This is a genomic window from Clostridium sp. L2-50, from assembly GCF_000154245.1.
In the GTDB taxonomy this organism is placed as follows: domain Bacteria; phylum Bacillota; class Clostridia; order Lachnospirales; family Lachnospiraceae; genus Coprococcus.
Genome location: NZ_DS480324.1, coordinates 102,360 through 118,731 on the forward strand (window position 1 = coordinate 102,360; position 16,372 = coordinate 118,731).

14 protein-coding genes are annotated in these 16,372 nt (G+C 42.7%); all 14 read left to right on the plus strand.

Annotated elements, in window-relative coordinates:
- Positions 1-24 precede the first annotated feature (24 nt).
- A complete protein-coding gene (locus tag CLOL250_RS10095; protein WP_008402308.1) occupies positions 25-822 on the plus strand; it encodes a Cof-type HAD-IIB family hydrolase in 798 nt (265 codons plus the stop codon).
- A gap of 40 nt (positions 823-862) precedes the next feature.
- On the plus strand, positions 863-2,392 hold the full coding sequence (locus tag CLOL250_RS10100) for a C69 family dipeptidase (protein ID WP_008402309.1): 1,530 nt from the start codon (positions 863-865) through the stop codon (positions 2,390-2,392).
- 47 nt (positions 2,393-2,439) lie between these two features.
- Positions 2,440-3,795 carry a sodium-dependent transporter gene (locus CLOL250_RS10105; protein ID WP_008402310.1) on the plus strand — a complete coding sequence of 452 codons (1,356 nt, stop codon included), beginning with the start codon at positions 2,440-2,442 and terminating at the stop codon, positions 3,793-3,795.
- A 52-nt stretch (positions 3,796-3,847) separates the two neighbouring features.
- Positions 3,848-4,288 carry an SseB family protein gene (locus CLOL250_RS10110; protein ID WP_008402311.1) on the plus strand — a complete coding sequence of 147 codons (441 nt, stop codon included), beginning with the start codon at positions 3,848-3,850 and terminating at the stop codon, positions 4,286-4,288.
- A 225-nt stretch (positions 4,289-4,513) separates the two neighbouring features.
- On the plus strand, positions 4,514-5,731 hold the full coding sequence (locus CLOL250_RS10115; protein ID WP_008402313.1) for an iron-containing alcohol dehydrogenase: 1,218 nt from the start codon (positions 4,514-4,516) through the stop codon (positions 5,729-5,731).
- 246 nt (positions 5,732-5,977) lie between these two features.
- On the plus strand, positions 5,978-7,606 hold the full coding sequence (locus tag CLOL250_RS10120) for a Na+/H+ antiporter NhaC family protein (protein WP_446714954.1): 1,629 nt from the start codon (positions 5,978-5,980) through the stop codon (positions 7,604-7,606).
- Between the two features lie 101 nt (positions 7,607-7,707).
- Complete coding sequence (locus tag CLOL250_RS10125; RefSeq protein WP_008402315.1) at positions 7,708-9,108, plus strand: alanine/glycine:cation symporter family protein; 1,401 nt, start codon at positions 7,708-7,710, stop codon at positions 9,106-9,108.
- 267 nt (positions 9,109-9,375) lie between these two features.
- Complete coding sequence (locus CLOL250_RS10130) at positions 9,376-10,293, plus strand: GDSL-type esterase/lipase family protein (protein WP_008402316.1); 918 nt, start codon at positions 9,376-9,378, stop codon at positions 10,291-10,293.
- A gap of 24 nt (positions 10,294-10,317) precedes the next feature.
- The gene (locus CLOL250_RS10135) at positions 10,318-10,890 is read left to right on the plus strand and encodes a sigma-70 family RNA polymerase sigma factor (RefSeq protein WP_008402317.1); all 573 of its coding nucleotides are present in this window, start codon (positions 10,318-10,320) and stop codon (positions 10,888-10,890) included.
- Positions 10,880-11,764: a DUF3298 and DUF4163 domain-containing protein gene (locus CLOL250_RS10140; protein WP_021944519.1), complete on the plus strand. Its 885-nt coding sequence runs from the start codon at positions 10,880-10,882 to the stop codon at positions 11,762-11,764. The genes CLOL250_RS10135 and CLOL250_RS10140 overlap by 11 nt, the downstream gene beginning before the upstream one ends.
- Positions 11,765-12,032: 268 nt before the next feature.
- On the plus strand, positions 12,033-13,850 hold the full coding sequence (gene ftsH / locus CLOL250_RS10145) for an ATP-dependent zinc metalloprotease FtsH (protein WP_008402320.1): 1,818 nt from the start codon (positions 12,033-12,035) through the stop codon (positions 13,848-13,850).
- A gap of 5 nt (positions 13,851-13,855) precedes the next feature.
- Entirely contained in the window at positions 13,856-14,398 is a 543-nt protein-coding gene (locus tag CLOL250_RS10150; RefSeq protein ID WP_008402321.1) for an HdeD family acid-resistance protein, read from the plus strand.
- A gap of 116 nt (positions 14,399-14,514) precedes the next feature.
- Positions 14,515-15,096: a xanthine phosphoribosyltransferase gene (locus tag CLOL250_RS10155; RefSeq protein WP_044945885.1), complete on the plus strand. Its 582-nt coding sequence runs from the start codon at positions 14,515-14,517 to the stop codon at positions 15,094-15,096.
- Positions 15,097-15,170: 74 nt separating this feature from the next.
- Complete coding sequence (locus CLOL250_RS10160; RefSeq protein WP_008402324.1) at positions 15,171-15,722, plus strand: hypothetical protein; 552 nt, start codon at positions 15,171-15,173, stop codon at positions 15,720-15,722.
- Positions 15,723-16,372: the final 650 nt, after the last annotated feature.

Sequence of the window (16,372 nt, forward strand, 5' to 3'; positions counted from 1 at the left end):
AATGAAAATGGAGCATAAGTAGAAATGATAAAATTAGTTGCAAGTGACGTGGATGGAACTCTTGTTCCTGACGGAACATTTGAGATCAATCCTGAGATCTATGATGTGATAAAGAAACTGAAAGAAAAGGGTATTACCTTTGTGGCAGCAAGCGGCAGACAGTATGCGAGCCTTAAGAAGTTATTTGCGCCGGTTGCAGACCGGATCTTGTATATCCCGGATAATGGCGGATTTGTCAGAGGAGGTAAGGGCGAAACATGGCTCAAACGTCCGATGGAGAAAGACCTGATCCGTGCGGTCGTGGAGGATGCAGAGAAGCTACCGGATGTAGAGCTGATGCTCTGTGGAAGGGATTATGCATATGTTGGAAGCGAGGATGGACGACTGTATAACTGGATGCGGGAAGCATACCGCTATGAGATCAAGGCAGTGCCGGATCTTACCGATATTGATGATGATATCGTGAAGATCTCGATATTTCACCCGGAGGATGCAGAGCGGATCGTAAAAGACTGGTTTTATGACAAATGGAAGGATACCATTCTGCTGGCACCTGCCGGAGTTTACTGGGTAGACTGTTCGGAACCATCGATCAACAAGGGAAGTGCATTACAGTTTCTGCTTGATAAATATGAGATCAAACCGGATGAAGTTATGGTATTTGGTGATAATATCAATGACCTTGGTATGCTTGCCTGTGCAAAGGAAAGCTATGCGATCGGAAGTGCCAGAGATGAGGTAAAGCAGGCAGCAGCCCATGTAGCAGATACGATGCGCAATCAGGGTGTGATCAAGGTGTTAAAGGAGCAGTTGTTAAAATAAACTCAGACAGTAGTTGTGATTGAAAAAGGAGTGAAGCCTGATGGCATGTACAACGATATTAGTTGGAAAGAAGGCATCCTATGATGGATCAACGATCATTGCCAGAAACGATGATTCAGGATCCGGTCATTATATGCCGAAGAAATTTGTAGTCGTAGAACCGGAAGAACAGCCGAAAACCTACCGTTCGGTTCTGGCGCATCTGGAAATCCCGCTTCCGGAAGAAGCGATGCGCTATACCTCGATGCCAAATGCAGTCGATGGTGAGGGCATCTGGGCGGCAAGCGGTGTAAATGCAGCCCATGTTGCAATGACAGCGACCGAAACCATTACATCGAATCCGAGAGTGCTCGGTGCAGATCCTCTGGTCGAGTATCAGCCGGCAGAGAACGGAAACGAAGAAATACCGGGCGGAATCGGAGAAGAAGATATTGTCTGTCTGGTACTCCCATATATAAGAAGTGCGAGAGCAGGTGTAGAACGTCTTGGAAATCTGCTTGAAACGTACGGAACCTACGAGATGAATGGAATCGCATTCCAGGATCAGGATGAGATCTGGTGGATGGAGACGATCGGAGGACATCACTGGATCGCGAAGAAAGTGCCGGATGATGTCTATGTTGTGATGCCGAATCAGTTCGGCACGGATGTATTTGATATGAAGGATGCATTAACGGATCAGAACGCACATATGTGCTCAAAAGATCTGGCGGAATTTATCGAGAAGAATCATCTGGATCTGACTATTAGAAGAAGCACAGAACGTAAGGCCGAAGATGCGGATCTGCCGTTTGGCAGATTCATTAATCCAAGAGAGATATTTGGCAGCCATGATGATTCGGATCATGTCTACAATACGCCAAGAGCATGGTTTATGGAGCGGTACCTGAATCCGAAGACCTACCGCTGGGATGGTGAAAATGCAGATTACACACCGGTATCGGACGACATTCCGTGGAGTTTGATTCCGGAGCATAAGGTGACGATGGAGGATGTCAAATATGTGTTGTCCTCGCATTATCAGGGAACACCATACGACCCATATCTTCCATATGGAGATAAGAAGATGGCAGGTGCATATCGTTCCATCGGCGTTAACCGGACTGATTTCATGTCTGCGATCCAGATGCGACCATATGGAGCAGAGGACAACCGTGTGATCGAGTGGGTGGCATTTGCCTCAAATGCATTTAATGTCATGGTGCCATTTTATGCAAATGTGGACACAACACCGGAATATCTGGCGAACACGACCGCTGATGTATCTACCGATAATTTCTACTGGAGCAGCCGGATGATCGCAGCGATGGCAGATGCATCTTACAGCAAGTCGTTGTTTCATATCGAACGGTATCAGGAAACCATGCTTGCGAAAGGGCATGAGGTGATCAACCGATACGATGAGCAGATAGAAAAAGAACCGGATGCCGGTAAACGAAGTGCGCTTCGAGAGCAGGCCAATCAGGAAATGGCAGATATCCTCCGGAAAGAGACCGGTAATACGCTTTCCAAAGTCTTATATGAACTGAGTAATCAGATGAAGAATTCTTATGCGAGATCGGATGCTTAAGGCATCGGCATAGAGAAGCAAGAAATACAGGAGAAAAAGTAGAAAATATGAAACGAGAATCATTTAAATCCCGTTTAGGCTTTTTATTAGTAAGTGCGGGATGTGCAATCGGAATTGGAAATGTATGGAGATTCCCATATGTAGTAGGAGAAAATGGCGGTGGTATCTTTGTACTGTTCTATCTGCTGTTCCTTGTGGCAATGGGACTTCCGGTTCTGACCATGGAGCTTGCAGTCGGACGAGGAAGCAGGAAGAGTGCAGTTCTTGCATATAAGGAGCTTGAGAAACCAAAGAGCAAATGGCATATCCATGGCTGGTTTGCCATCCTTGGATGTTATGTGCTGATGATGTACTATACAACCGTATCCGGCTGGATGGTATCGTATTTTTATAAATTCGTAACAGGCGAATTCAAGGCAGGTATGGATGTGGATGCGACCGGATCTGTATTCTCTGATCTGCTTGCTGATCCAAAGCAGATGGGCTTCTGGATGATCTTGACGGTTATTGTCGGATTTATCGTGTGCAGCCGTGGGCTTCAGAATGGTCTGGAAAGAATCAGTAAGATCATGATGACAGCATTGTTGGTGCTGATCGTGGTACTGGCAGTTCACAGTATTACTTTATCAGGAGCCGGTGAAGGTTTACGGTTCTACCTGATCCCAAATCTGTCAACGGTTGAGAAAGTCGGGATAGGAAATGTAATATCGGCGGCTATGAATCAGGCATTCTTCACTCTGAGTCTTGGTGTAGCTGCGATGGAGATCTTCGGAAGTTATATGAGCAAGAATCATGCACTGGCAGGCGAGGGCGTGCGGATTTGTGCCCTGGACACATTTGTTGCTGTTATGTCAGGACTGATCATTTTTCCGGCATGTTTCAGTTATGGCGTAGAGGTTACTTCAGGACCAAAGCTGATATTTGTAACGCTGCCGAATGTATTTGTAAATATGGCAGGCGGAAGGATCTGGGGTTCTCTGTTCTTTCTGTTTATGACATTTGCAAGTTTTTCGACTGTAATTGCGGTATTTGAAAATATTATGTCTTTTGCAATGGATATGTTCGGATGGAGCAGGAATAAAACAGCCATCATCAATTGCATTATTATTCTGATCGCAAGTCTTCCTTGTGTTCTGGGATACAACGTGTGGAGTGATCTGCACCTGATCGGTGGCAGAGATGTATTAGACAGTGAGGACTTCCTGGTAAGTAATCTTTTGCTCCCACTCGGTTCGCTGATCTATCTGTTGTTCTGTGTTACGAAATGGGGCTGGGGCTTTGATAATTATATCGAGGAAGTAAATACCGGTTCCGGACTGAAAATGTCCAGAAAATTAAAACCATATTTCCAGTTTGTACTTCCTGTTCTGATCCTGATCATTCTGATTCAGGGACTGTTATAAAGAAGATTTTCAAGATAAAATATGAGAAGATATTTGGGAGATAAGACGGTATATGGATACAAAAAAATATGAAGATCAGATGCCTGTAGATGAAGGTCTACAGGGAAATGAGACAATCGAAGAAGCAATCCTTGCTTTACAGCAGGAACCGACAGAAGAAATACTTGCGCATACGCTTACAGTGATAAGACGGCGTGCGAGAGCAAATGGACAGTTCATTGTTGCTGTTATACCACCGGTGGGTGCAGAGAGCAGTTTGCAGATCCAGGCGATCCAGACCGAGGATGAGCGGTACTGGTGGATGGCATTTACCAGCTTTGATGAGGAGATAAAGGGCGGTGAAACCGTAATGTCGACCTTTATGGCAGATATCAGCCATCTCTTTGAAGCAGCTTTAATGACGGACGATATAGAGGGCATTATTCTGAATCCCTGGAACCGTGCATTAATGTTGGATAAGAGCCTGCTTCAGCTGATTCTTGCAGGAAAGTAGCTCAACATTAGAAAAATGCCATTTTTTGTATAAAAAGTTTAGAAAATTTAATTTTTCACAAAAACAGTTGTTTAAATTTCACAAATATATAATGAGAAATGAAAAGAATTGTGATATAATCAGAAAGTAGTGTAGTAGTACACTACTTTTTGTTTTTTTATAGGCAAGAGCCGTTTGCGGCTCCTTAGTCGTACCAATAAGATAGAGTAATAGGAGGATGGAAAGATGGCAAGATTTACGTTACCTAGAGATATTTATCATGGAAAGGATGCATTAGATGCATTAAAAACTTTTAAAGGAAAAAGGGCGATGATCTGTGTTGGCGGTGGCTCTATGAAACGCTTTGGATTTCTGGATAAAGTAGAAAAGAATCTGAAAGAGGCAGGAATGGAAGTTCAGTTATTTGAAGGCATTGAACCGGATCCGTCTGTTGAAACAGTTATGAAGGGTGCTGCTGCCATGCTGGAGTTTGAACCGGACTGGATTGTAGCAATCGGCGGAGGTTCTCCGATCGATGCGGCAAAGGCAATGTGGATCAAATATGAATATCCGGACATTACATTTGAAGATATGTGTAAGGTATTTGGTATTCCTTCCCTTCGTAAAAAAGCTCATTTCTGTGCAATTTCATCTACTTCAGGAACTGCAACTGAAGTAACGGCCTTTTCAATTATCACGGATTATCAGAAGGGCATCAAATATCCGATCGCTGATTTTGAGATCACACCGGATGTAGCGATCGTTGATCCTGAGCTGGCAGAGACGATGCCGCAGAAGTTAGTTGCTCATACCGGTATGGATGCAATGACACATGCGATCGAGGCATATGTATCAACCGCAAACTGTGATTTCACAGATCCGCTTGCATTACATGCTATTAAGATGATCCAGAATGATCTGGTTGGTTCTTATAACGGAGATATGGAAAAACGTGACGCAATGCACAATGCTCAGTGCCTTGCAGGTATGGCATTCTCAAATGCGCTTCTGGGTATTGTTCATTCTATGGCACATAAAACAGGTGCAGCATTTGCGGATTATGGTGCACACATCATTCATGGTGCGGCAAATGCAATGTATCTGCCGAAGGTCATCGCATTTAATGCAAAGGATGAAACTGCAAAAGAAAGATATGGAGTGATTGCAGACTTTATGGGACTTGGCGGTGATACATTAGATGAGAAGGTAACACTGCTGATCAACTATCTGCGTAAGATGAACGATGATCTGAATATCCCACACTGTATCAAACATTATGGTGCTGACAGTTATCCGGTAGAGCAGGGCTTTGTACCTGAGAATGTATTCTTAGAGCGGTTGCCGGAGATCGCAGCAAATGCAATATTGGATGCATGTACAGGATCGAATCCTAGACAGCCGAGTCAGGAAGAGATGGAGAAACTCTTAAAGTGCTGTTATTATGACTCAGAAGTTGATTTCTAAAAGTTATTGATTTATAAGAGGTACAATACTGATATAAAATAAGAAACCAGGGTATTTTTGGAACAAATTCCGAAAATACCCTTTTAAAATGTCAGGTAAAACTTGATTTCTTAGGGATAGCACTTTATACTGGAAAAGTAGTGTGCCTTTATGGAAACGGATGTAGCAGAATGCTTATCATAGGGCATAAAAACAAAAGAAAATTTTGGAGGAGAGAAATTGAAGATCAAAAGAAAACAGATTGCGATGCTTATATTCATTGCGATCATAATCGTACTCATGGTGGTAACCGGTAAAACACCGGGGGAGATCGCAGATCCGGAGAATTATCAATGTAAGACCTATGCAACGATATTATCTCTGCTTCCACCGGTTATTGCGATCGGTCTGGCACTGATCACAAAGGAGGTTTATACTTCGCTTCTTGCAGGAATTATTACAGGTGGATTATTATATTCGAATTTCAATCTGGAGTTAGGTATCAATACCATGCTGTTTAATGAAAATGGCGGTATGATCGCGAAGCTTTCAGATTCAGGAAATGCGGGTATTCTGGTATTTCTTGTTATGCTTGGTATTCTGGTATCCCTGTTAAATAAAGCAGGAGGCTCTGCGGCATTTGGAAAATGGGCATCAAAACACATTAAGACAAGGATTGGTGCACAATTATCCGTTATGGTTCTTGGAATACTGATCTTTGTAGACGATTATTTTAATTGTCTGACTGTAGGAAGTGTCCTTCGTCCTGTAACAGATCGTCATAAAGTATCAAGAGCCAAATTATCTTATATTATTGATGCTACAGCAGCACCGGTGTGTATCATAGCACCGATCAGTTCATGGGCTGCAGCTGTTACATCATCCGTACCGGAGGATGCGGGAATTAACGGATTTGCAGTATTTATCCAGACAATTCCATATAATCTGTATGCACTTCTTACGTTAGTCATGGTACTTGGAGTAACCATTCTTCGTGTTGATTTCGGTCCGATGAAGAGACATGAAATGAATGCGATCGCAGGGGATCTGTTCACAACTCCGGGAAGACCATATGAAGATAATGAAGAAGAAATTTTAAAAGAAAATGCACATGTGCTGGATCTGATTCTGCCGGTTGTTGTGCTGATCATAAGCTGTATCATTGCAATGGTATATACAGGTGGTTTCTTCAGCGGAACATCATTTGTAGATGCATTCGCAAATTCATCCGCATCGGTTGGCCTGGTGCTTGGTGGTGCTGTTACACTGGTATTTACGTTTATTTATTTCATGCTGCGTGATACCTTATCCTTCCGGGAATTTACGGAATGTATACCGGAAGGTTTCAAATCAATGATCGCACCGATCCTGATCCTTACAATGGCGTGGACACTTTCCGGTATGACGAATCTCCTTGGCGCAAAGGTATATGTAGCTGATCTGGTATCCAGTTCTGCCGGTTCCATGCAGGGCTTCCTGCCGATGATCATATTCATTGTTGCAGCCTTACTTGCATTTGCCACCGGAACGTCATGGGGAACCTTCAGTATTCTGATCCCGATCGTGATCGGCGTATTCCCATCCGGACAGATGATGGTAATCTCTATCGCATCCTGTCTTGCAGGTGCGGTATGTGGTGACCACTGCTCCCCAATCTCAGATACAACGATCATGGCATCTGCCGGAGGACATTGTGAGCATGTAAACCATGTATCTACACAGCTTCCATATGCAATTGTTGTAGCTGCAGTATGTATGGTTGGATATCTGCTGATCGGAATTCTTCAGGCTGCGAAGCTTGCCGCACTTTCATGGCTTGCGCTTCCGGTTTGTATCGTGCTGTTATTTGTAGTTCTAATGCTTATTCGTGCAAAAACCGGACGTGAAGAGGTTTAGGTTTCGAATATTTTCACCGAAACGTATGGACATATTTAAGAGCGTACGACCTGAATTCGAAAAACTTGCCAGATTATAGTAAAGGAAATTAGTAGTAAAATATGTTAGAAACAATTGAATCAATCAACAACGTAGTCAATAACTTTATATGGGGTGTCCCTGCCATGATCTGTATTATTGGTGTCGGTCTGGTGTTAAGCTTCCGAACCCGGTTTCTGCAGATCAGGAAATTCCCATATGCGATGAAAGTTACGATCGGGCGAATGTTTCGAAAGAAACAGGCTGCCGATGGAGCCATGACACCGTTTCAGGCGGTGTGTACCGCGCTTGCGGCTACGGTCGGTACAGGAAATATAGCAGGTGTTGCAGGAGCGATCGCTATCGGTGGACCGGGCGCCGTCTTCTGGATGTGGATATCCGCACTTCTTGGTATGTGTACAAAGTTTTCAGAAGTAACACTCGCCGTTCATTTCCGGGAGAAGAATGATAAGGGCGAATTTGTCGGCGGACCGATGTATTACATCAAGAATGGTCTGAAGAAGCACTGGCACTGGCTTGCATATTTGTTTGCAGCATTTGGTGTGATCACAGTATTCGGTACAGGAAATGCCACACAGGTAAACACGATCACGACAGCGATCGATTCTGCATTATTTAATTATGGAATTATTTCAAAGAATTCCGCGTCAACCATAAATCTGGTCATCGGTATTGTGCTCGCAGTCCTGCTTGCATTGATCCTGCTTGGCGGGATTAAGAGAATCGGACAGGTAACAGAGAAGCTGGTACCATTTATGGCGCTGTTCTATGTGGTGCTTGCGCTTGGAGTCGTAATTTTAAATATCAATCATGTGCCGGCAGTATTTAAAGAGATTGTGGAAGGCGCATTTTCACCGGCGTCAGTAACCGGTGGTGTTGTTGGAAGCTTTTTCATGAGCATGAAGAAGGGTGTATCAAGAGGTATCTTTTCAAATGAGGCCGGGCTTGGTACAGGTTCAATCGCACATGCATGTGCAGATACAAGAAAGCCGGTAAAACAGGGATTCTTTGGAATCTTTGAAGTATTCGTAGATACTATAGTTATCTGTACCCTGACTGCATTGGTTATACTTTGCAGCGAAGTGCCGATCACATATGGACAGGCAGCGGGCGCTGAGCTTACGATCAGTGGGTTTACTGCTACATATGGCAATTGGGTATCACTTTTTACAGCTGTGGCGATGTGCTGTTTCGCATTTTCAACTATTATTGGTTGGGGATTATATGGTGCGAGGTGTATCGAGTTCCTGTTCGGAACAAAGGTAAATAAGCCGTTTATGTTTGTTTATTCACTGGTTGCTATCGTTGGTGCAACCTTAGATCTTGGATTGCTCTGGAGTATTGCAGAGACCTTCAATGGTCTGATGGCGATACCAAACCTGATCGCAGTATTCTTGCTTTCCGGTGTAGTTGTGAAGCTTGTCAGGGAGCATTTTGATCCGGAAGCAAGGGAAGAAGCATAATAAAAATAACAGATAAATAAAAATAATAGATAAACAAAAAACATCTAATCGGATAACAGATATGAATATGTCGTTAACCGATCGGATGTTTTTTTGCTTTATGGAAAGTCTTATTGTATAAAGCAAGGAACTTCAGATTAAAATTTCGTCAAATCAAAATTTTTTCAAAAAATATAAATTTGTGTCAACTTTTTCTCATCCTTAAACATCTAAATAATAGAAAACAAAGTAAGAAATACTTTTGAGATAGATAAGGAGGAACGGATAATGCGTCAGAATAGGAATAGAGTCAGATTACAAAAAAGAAGAAAGATGTTCTTAATGCAGCAAAAGAGAAAGAGAAGGAGAAGAAGACAGCAGATATTTATGCGTGGAACGGCAGCAGCAATGCTTCTGTTTGCGTTCTGCATCAGTATTCGGTTCATACATATGGCGAAAGACAGACCGATTGTAGAAGGATCAACGCAGGAGCCTGTGACAACAGAGGTAAGTACGACAGAGACAAGTACGACAGAGAGTTCCGGATCCGGTAATGTGAAAGAGACATTGCTGACAGGCCGGGGCGATGATACTACAACAGAATCAGTAAAAAACATGGATTTAAAGAGCAATGACAAATCAAATGAATTTTCGGATGCGGTATTTGTCGGAGATTCCAGAACGGAAGGCTTCGTGTTACAAACCGGTATACAGACAACCGCATATGTACACAAGGGATTAACTGTTGCAAGCGCATATACCGCAAAAGTAATCCATCAGGACGATGAAGACCGGTCAGTGATGGAGGCACTTGCCAGAACAAGATATAATCGTGTATATTTAATGTTTGGAATCAATGAGACAGGCTGGATCAGTAATGATATATTTATCTCAGATTACAAGCAGATCATTGATGATATTAAGGCACAAAATCCATCTGCAAAGATATTTATTCAGTCGGTACTTCCGGTAAGTAAAGCGGTATCGGATTCCGGCGGATATGTCAGAAATGATAAGATCGCGGAATATAATAAACGATTAGAGCAGCTTGCAGCGGATGAAGGTGCTACATTTGTGAATGTGCAGGAAGCGGTATCAACAGATGGAGTTCTGCCGGATGATGCGGCCACAGATGGAATTCATCTGAATAAGAAATATTGTGAAAAATGGCTCACATATCTGGAGGAACATACACTGGATAAATAAAAATATTAACAGAGGGAACAGAACGTGAATGAGCGTAGTATTTTAAGAAAAACGAAATATCAGAATGAACGTGCCGGTTATAAAAAGCAGGAATCACAAGATACGGGAATCCGGTCAACTATAGTGATACGATTTATTGAGGATAATCAGGAGAAGTTTTATCGGATGGCATTTGGCTATATGAAGAATGAACAGGATGCTTTAGATGCGGTTCATGATGCGGTCGTTAAGATACTGCAGAACCGGAGCCAGGTAAAAAGTCCGGAATACTTTGAAACATGGGCGTATCGTATACTGATCAATGAATGTCTGATGGCTTTGCGAAGGCAAAAAAAGGTTGTCTATCTGCAGGAGGATGATTCACTTGAAGACAGTACAGACAGGACGGGAAAGCAGGAGGAATATGTCGATCTGTATCATTCTATGGATCGGCTTCCGGCAAAATTGAAAACAGTCGTTCTTTTGCGTTTTTTTGAAGATATGCAATTTGACAAGATCGCAGAGGTTACAGGAGATAATATCAACACAGTAAAATCAAGGTTGTATAAGGCTTTGAAACTCTTAAAGCTGGATTTGGAGGTTTATGATGAAGTTTAATAAAGAGGAATATGAAAATATAAAAATCCCGGAACAATTGAATTCCATAGTTCAGGATGCGATAGAAGAAGGGCTGACGACAGAGAGCACAGGGATGTCGGATCAGAAGCCTGTTAATATATATACGAGACGGAAGAAACATATACTGCGTTATGCAGGAGAGGCCGTAGCTGCAATGTTTTTGATATTTGTGGTTCTGCTGAATGTATCTCCGACGTTTGCAAAGGCAGCAGCAGATACGCCGTTTATCGGTCCTGTGTGTCAGGTATTTACCTTCCGGGAATATGAATATGCGGATGAAGCCAAATATGTAAATGTGAAAGTTCCGCAGTTGAATAATACCGGAAATTCCGAACTGGAAAAGCGTGTGAATCGTGAGATAGCAAAGATGATCAACCAGGAAGTGGAAGCAAGTAAGAAGCGTGCGGAAGAAGAGTATAACGCTTATATATTAACCGGGGGAGATCCGAAGAACTTTATCCCATATGATATCGTTATTGACTATGAGGTCAAATGTCTGGATGAACATTATGTATCTTTTGTGATCAGTGAAAATGAGACCCGGGCAACCGGTTATTACCAGATGTTCTATTATAACATTGATCTGGATACAGGAAAGGATATTACATTAAAAGAATGGTTTGGCAGCAATTATAAGAAGATCATAGCCGATGAGGTTCAGAAGCAGATCAATACCTGGGACGACGAAAAGAAATTCTATCTCTGGGAAGATTTAGATCTGGAAGATTTGATCAATGAAGATACACAGTTTTATATCAATGACAAGGATCAGGTTGTGGTATTTTTTAATAAATATGAGCTGGGTGCAGGAGCAATGGGAACGCCGGAATTTATAATTGATGTATCAAAATAATATAAAATAAAAAGCTGTAAAGGAAGTGTGAAATCTTTATAAAAGAGATTGACATTTCCTTTTTTTCTGGCTATATTGTTCTAAAAGAAACTTAGCACTCTTATATAGCGAGTGCTAATAGCTTTTCCTGCATAAGCAATACCAAAAGCTGTGTCAACACAGGTCAGCGGCAATTGCTGCGATAATTTGCGAAACTTGGAAATAATACAGGAAAAGGCAGTACATATATGTAGAAATTACAGGTACCTGCCGGAAAGAGAGGAGACATATGAAAGAAGTAAAATCACCCAAGAAGCCGTTGATCTTCTATTATGGGATCGTGCTGGTCGTTCTTCTGGTTTTTAATATGTTTATTTATCCGCTTCTGATGAAGATACAGGTCAAGGAAGTAGATTACGGAACATTTATGAAGATGATCAATGAGAAAAATATTGGTGAAGTAGAGGTGGATGATTCTGAGATCATCTTCACAGACAAGGATAAGAACACATACTATAAGACCGGAGCTATGGATGATCCGGGACTGACGGAACGGTTATACGATGCCGGAGCGGTATTTTCAAAGAATGTCGATGAGACGGTATCACCGGTCTGGCATTTCCTGTTGACATTCCTTCTTCCGATCATTATATTCATCGGACTGGGTCAGTATTTCAGTAAGAAGCTGATCGAACAGGCGGGCGGTAAGAATGCGATGTCCTTTGGAATGGGCAAGAGCAATGCCAAGGTATATGTGCAGTCAACAAACGGTATCCGTTTCTCGGATGTCGCAGGAGAGGATGAAGCAAAAGAAAATCTGGCAGAAATCGTTGATTATTTGCACAACCCTGCGAAATATACGGATGTCGGTGCTTTGATGCCAAAAGGTGTCCTGTTAGTAGGTCCTCCGGGAACCGGTAAAACAATGCTTGCAAAAGCAGTTGCGGGAGAGTCCAATGTACCGTTCTTCTCGATGTCCGGTTCGGAATTCGTAGAAATGTTTGTAGGTATGGGTGCCTCCAAGGTCAGAGATCTGTTCAAGCAGGCAAAGGAAAAAGCACCATGTATCGTATTTATCGATGAGATCGATGCGATCGGTAAGAAGCGTGACGGACAGATCGGAGGAAATGATGAAAGAGAACAGACCTTGAACCAGCTCCTGACTGAGATGGATGGCTTTGAAGGAAACAACGGCGTTATCATCCTGGCGGCAACAAACCGACCGGAATCGCTTGATCCTGCACTTACCCGTCCGGGTCGATTCGACCGTAGAGTTCCGGTTGAACTTCCGGATCTGAAAGGAAGGGAAGCAATCCTTCAGGTACATGCCAGAAAGATCAAGGTTTCGGATGATGTGAATTTCCATACGATCGCAAGAATGGCAGCAGGAGCTTCCGGTGCAGAGCTGGCAAATATCGTAAATGAAGCAGCTCTTCGGACAGTACGGGCAGGCAGAACGATCGTTACAGAAGCAGATCTTGAAGAAAGCGTAGAAGTAGTTATCGCAGGATATCAGAAGAAGAATGCTGTTTTATCAGATAAAGAAAAGCATGTGGTTGCCTATCATGAGATCGGCCATGCACTCGTAGCGGCCATGCAGTCGCACTCGGCACCGGTACAGAAGATCACGATCATTCCGAGAACCTCAGGTGCGCTCGGCTACACCATGCAGGTGGAACAGGGAGACAAATATCTGCTGACAAAAGAAGAACTGGAAAATAAGATTGCAACCTTTACCGGTGGACGTGCAGCAGAGGAAGTGATATTCGGTGAAGTTACGACCGGAGCATCGAATGATATCGAGCAGGCAACGAAGATCGCACGGGCGATGATTACCCAGTATGGCATGAATGATGACTTTGATATGGTTGCGATGGAGACGAGAAATAATCAGTATCTTGGTGGGGATACATCCCTTACCTGTTCACCGGAAACCCAGCGGGAGATTGACCGCAAGGTTGTAGAACTGGTGAAGGTTCAGCATGAAAAAGCGCGTAAGATCTTAGAGGAGAACCGGGAAAAGCTGGATGAGCTGGCAGCCTTTTTATATGAGAAAGAGACGATCACAGGAGACGAATTTATGAGCATTTTACAGGATAAGAGGTGAGAATTATGAGGAAACGAACAGAATTTGGCTGGATGGAGCTGATACTTGGAATCATACTCACTATACTTGGCATCTTTACGATGATCCGTCCTGAAAGTATGTTGAACAGTATTGTCATCTGTTACGGAATCGTGGCAGCAGTCAGCGGTATAGCTGATATTATATTCTATGTAAAGATGGAGCGGCATATGGGAGTTGTACCGACAGTATCCCTGACCTCCGGCATCTTAAGTACCCTGCTTGGTATGATGCTGATTCTCTGTCCGGGAGCCGCACAACGGTTAGTGATCTGGCTCTTTGCACTCTGGATCATTATGCACAGTATATCCAGACTGTCCCATATCAGCACTGTACGGTATTTTGCAGGTAACAGCTTCGGACTTGTATCCCTGTTGTTGAATATCATCGGTATCGTGATCGGAATTATGCTTCTGATAGAACCGATTATGGCAGTTGTCGCATTCGGTTATCTGATCGGACTGTATCTGATCGTGCTTGGAATTGATAGTATTGCATCAGCACTCAGCAAAATGGGATCAGACTGGTAGGCGTAAATAATCCGAATCATAAAAAATACATTTCCAGTAGAATCTCGTCGAGAAATGATGTATGATTGTACTAATTGTTTGTTAAGGACGAAAGCAATCTCAAGGAGGAACTACAGTTGAATTTCTTAGAAGAAAGAATTGTAAAAGACGGAATTGTCAAAGAAGGAAATGTATTAAAGGTTGACAGCTTTTTGAATCACCAGATGGACATCCGGTTATTTGACCAGATCGGTGAAGAATTTAAGAAGCGTTTTGAAGGAACGCCGATCAATAAGATTCTCACGATCGAGGCATCCGGAATCGGGATCGCATGTGTGGCAGCGCGACAGTTTGATGTGCCTGTTATCTTTGCGAAGAAATCAAAAAGCATCAATATAGAAGGTGAAGTGTATGTGGCAGAGGTAGAATCCTTTACCCACAAATGTAAGAATCAGGTTATCGTGTCAAAGAAGTTCTTGAATCCGGACGACAATGTTCTGATCATTGATGACTTCCTTGCAAATGGCTGTGCCCTTCAGGGACTGATCTCTATCGTGACATCAGCCGGTGCAAATGTTGCGGGAATCGGTATCGTAATCGAAAAAGGCTTCCAGACCGGCGGACAGATCATCCGGAATCTGGGATATCATCTGGAATCCCTTGCAATTGTAGACGAGATGGATGCAGCGACAGGAAATATCATTTTCCGGGAGCAGTAGGAAGCAATGACAAAGGTTGTAAATCGTTTCACGATCGTAGCCTTGTCCCAGAGGAGTAATTAAAGGAGTTTTTTATGGCAGAACAGAATGAGAAAGATTCTGTGCAGACAACCTCCGGCAGTGGAGAGCACAGAGAGAAAGATTTATCCATTATGGATTACAGTAAGACCTATGGAGGAATCTCCAAACGGTTTTCAAATGTAGCAAATGAGAAGATGGAGACACCGAAACCTGTTGCGATCGGAAGAGTTCTGATCGGACTTATGGCGGTGCTTCTGATATGGGCAAACTTCCAGCCGTTCGTTCAGGCGACTGTGGATGGAACAACAGAATCCGTCAATTTCCTGAGTGGAGATGGAATCCTTGTTATATTTTTTGCATTGATCACAAGTATTATAATGGTATTTAAAAATGCAAGAAAATGGACGTTACTTACAGCGATCCTGACTCTGGCTGTGATCATGATCGATCTGGTCAATACAATGGTTCAGATTAAGAATAATACCAATGGCGATATAGTCTATAGCCTTGGCTATGGAACCATCTTCCTGCTGATCGGTGCGATCGTTATGGTAGTCGGCGCAGCAATGATTCTGGTGACAGACTTGAAGAATAAGAAGAAATAATTAAAATATTTAATAATAAAAAGGCTTCCCACTGATGCATGGGCTATATCCTTTATTTCACAGAACACTTGCGTTCTATTTTTCACGTAACGGTACTAAGTTCACTGCTTATCGCAGTTCACTAAGGACCGACGTGAAAAAAGGTCTGTTCCATAAAGATATAAGCCCATACATTAGTGGGAAGCCTTTTTTTAATTTAACAGCCTAAACCCAGATATTTGCAGATCATATTCCAAAGATCTGAACAGTTACAATTCATACACATAATAAGATCCTCCTGTTGTAATTTATAAATGTATCGATCGAGTACAATGGAATTGTAATAATTCTGTAACATTTTCGCAATATGAAACGATTACCAGTTTGATTTTTAAATGTGGAAATATGCATGTAGTTTATTACAAAGACAGAAAAAGGCTTCCTGTTAATATTGCAGATATATCAAACCTGTTTGCAAAGTATTGTTTTTGAGCAAAATGGACGAGAGTATTATTATTGTGAAGCAAGCCTGCCCCCTCTGTGTAACTTCGAACTAAACTCGGTCCCCTCGTTAAGGTCTCAGTTTATTCGCGTTGGTACTTAGGCTGCGTATTTTGCAGCCTTATGTACCATTACGTCGAAGGTAGAGCGGAAGCCTTTTTCGTCCGCAA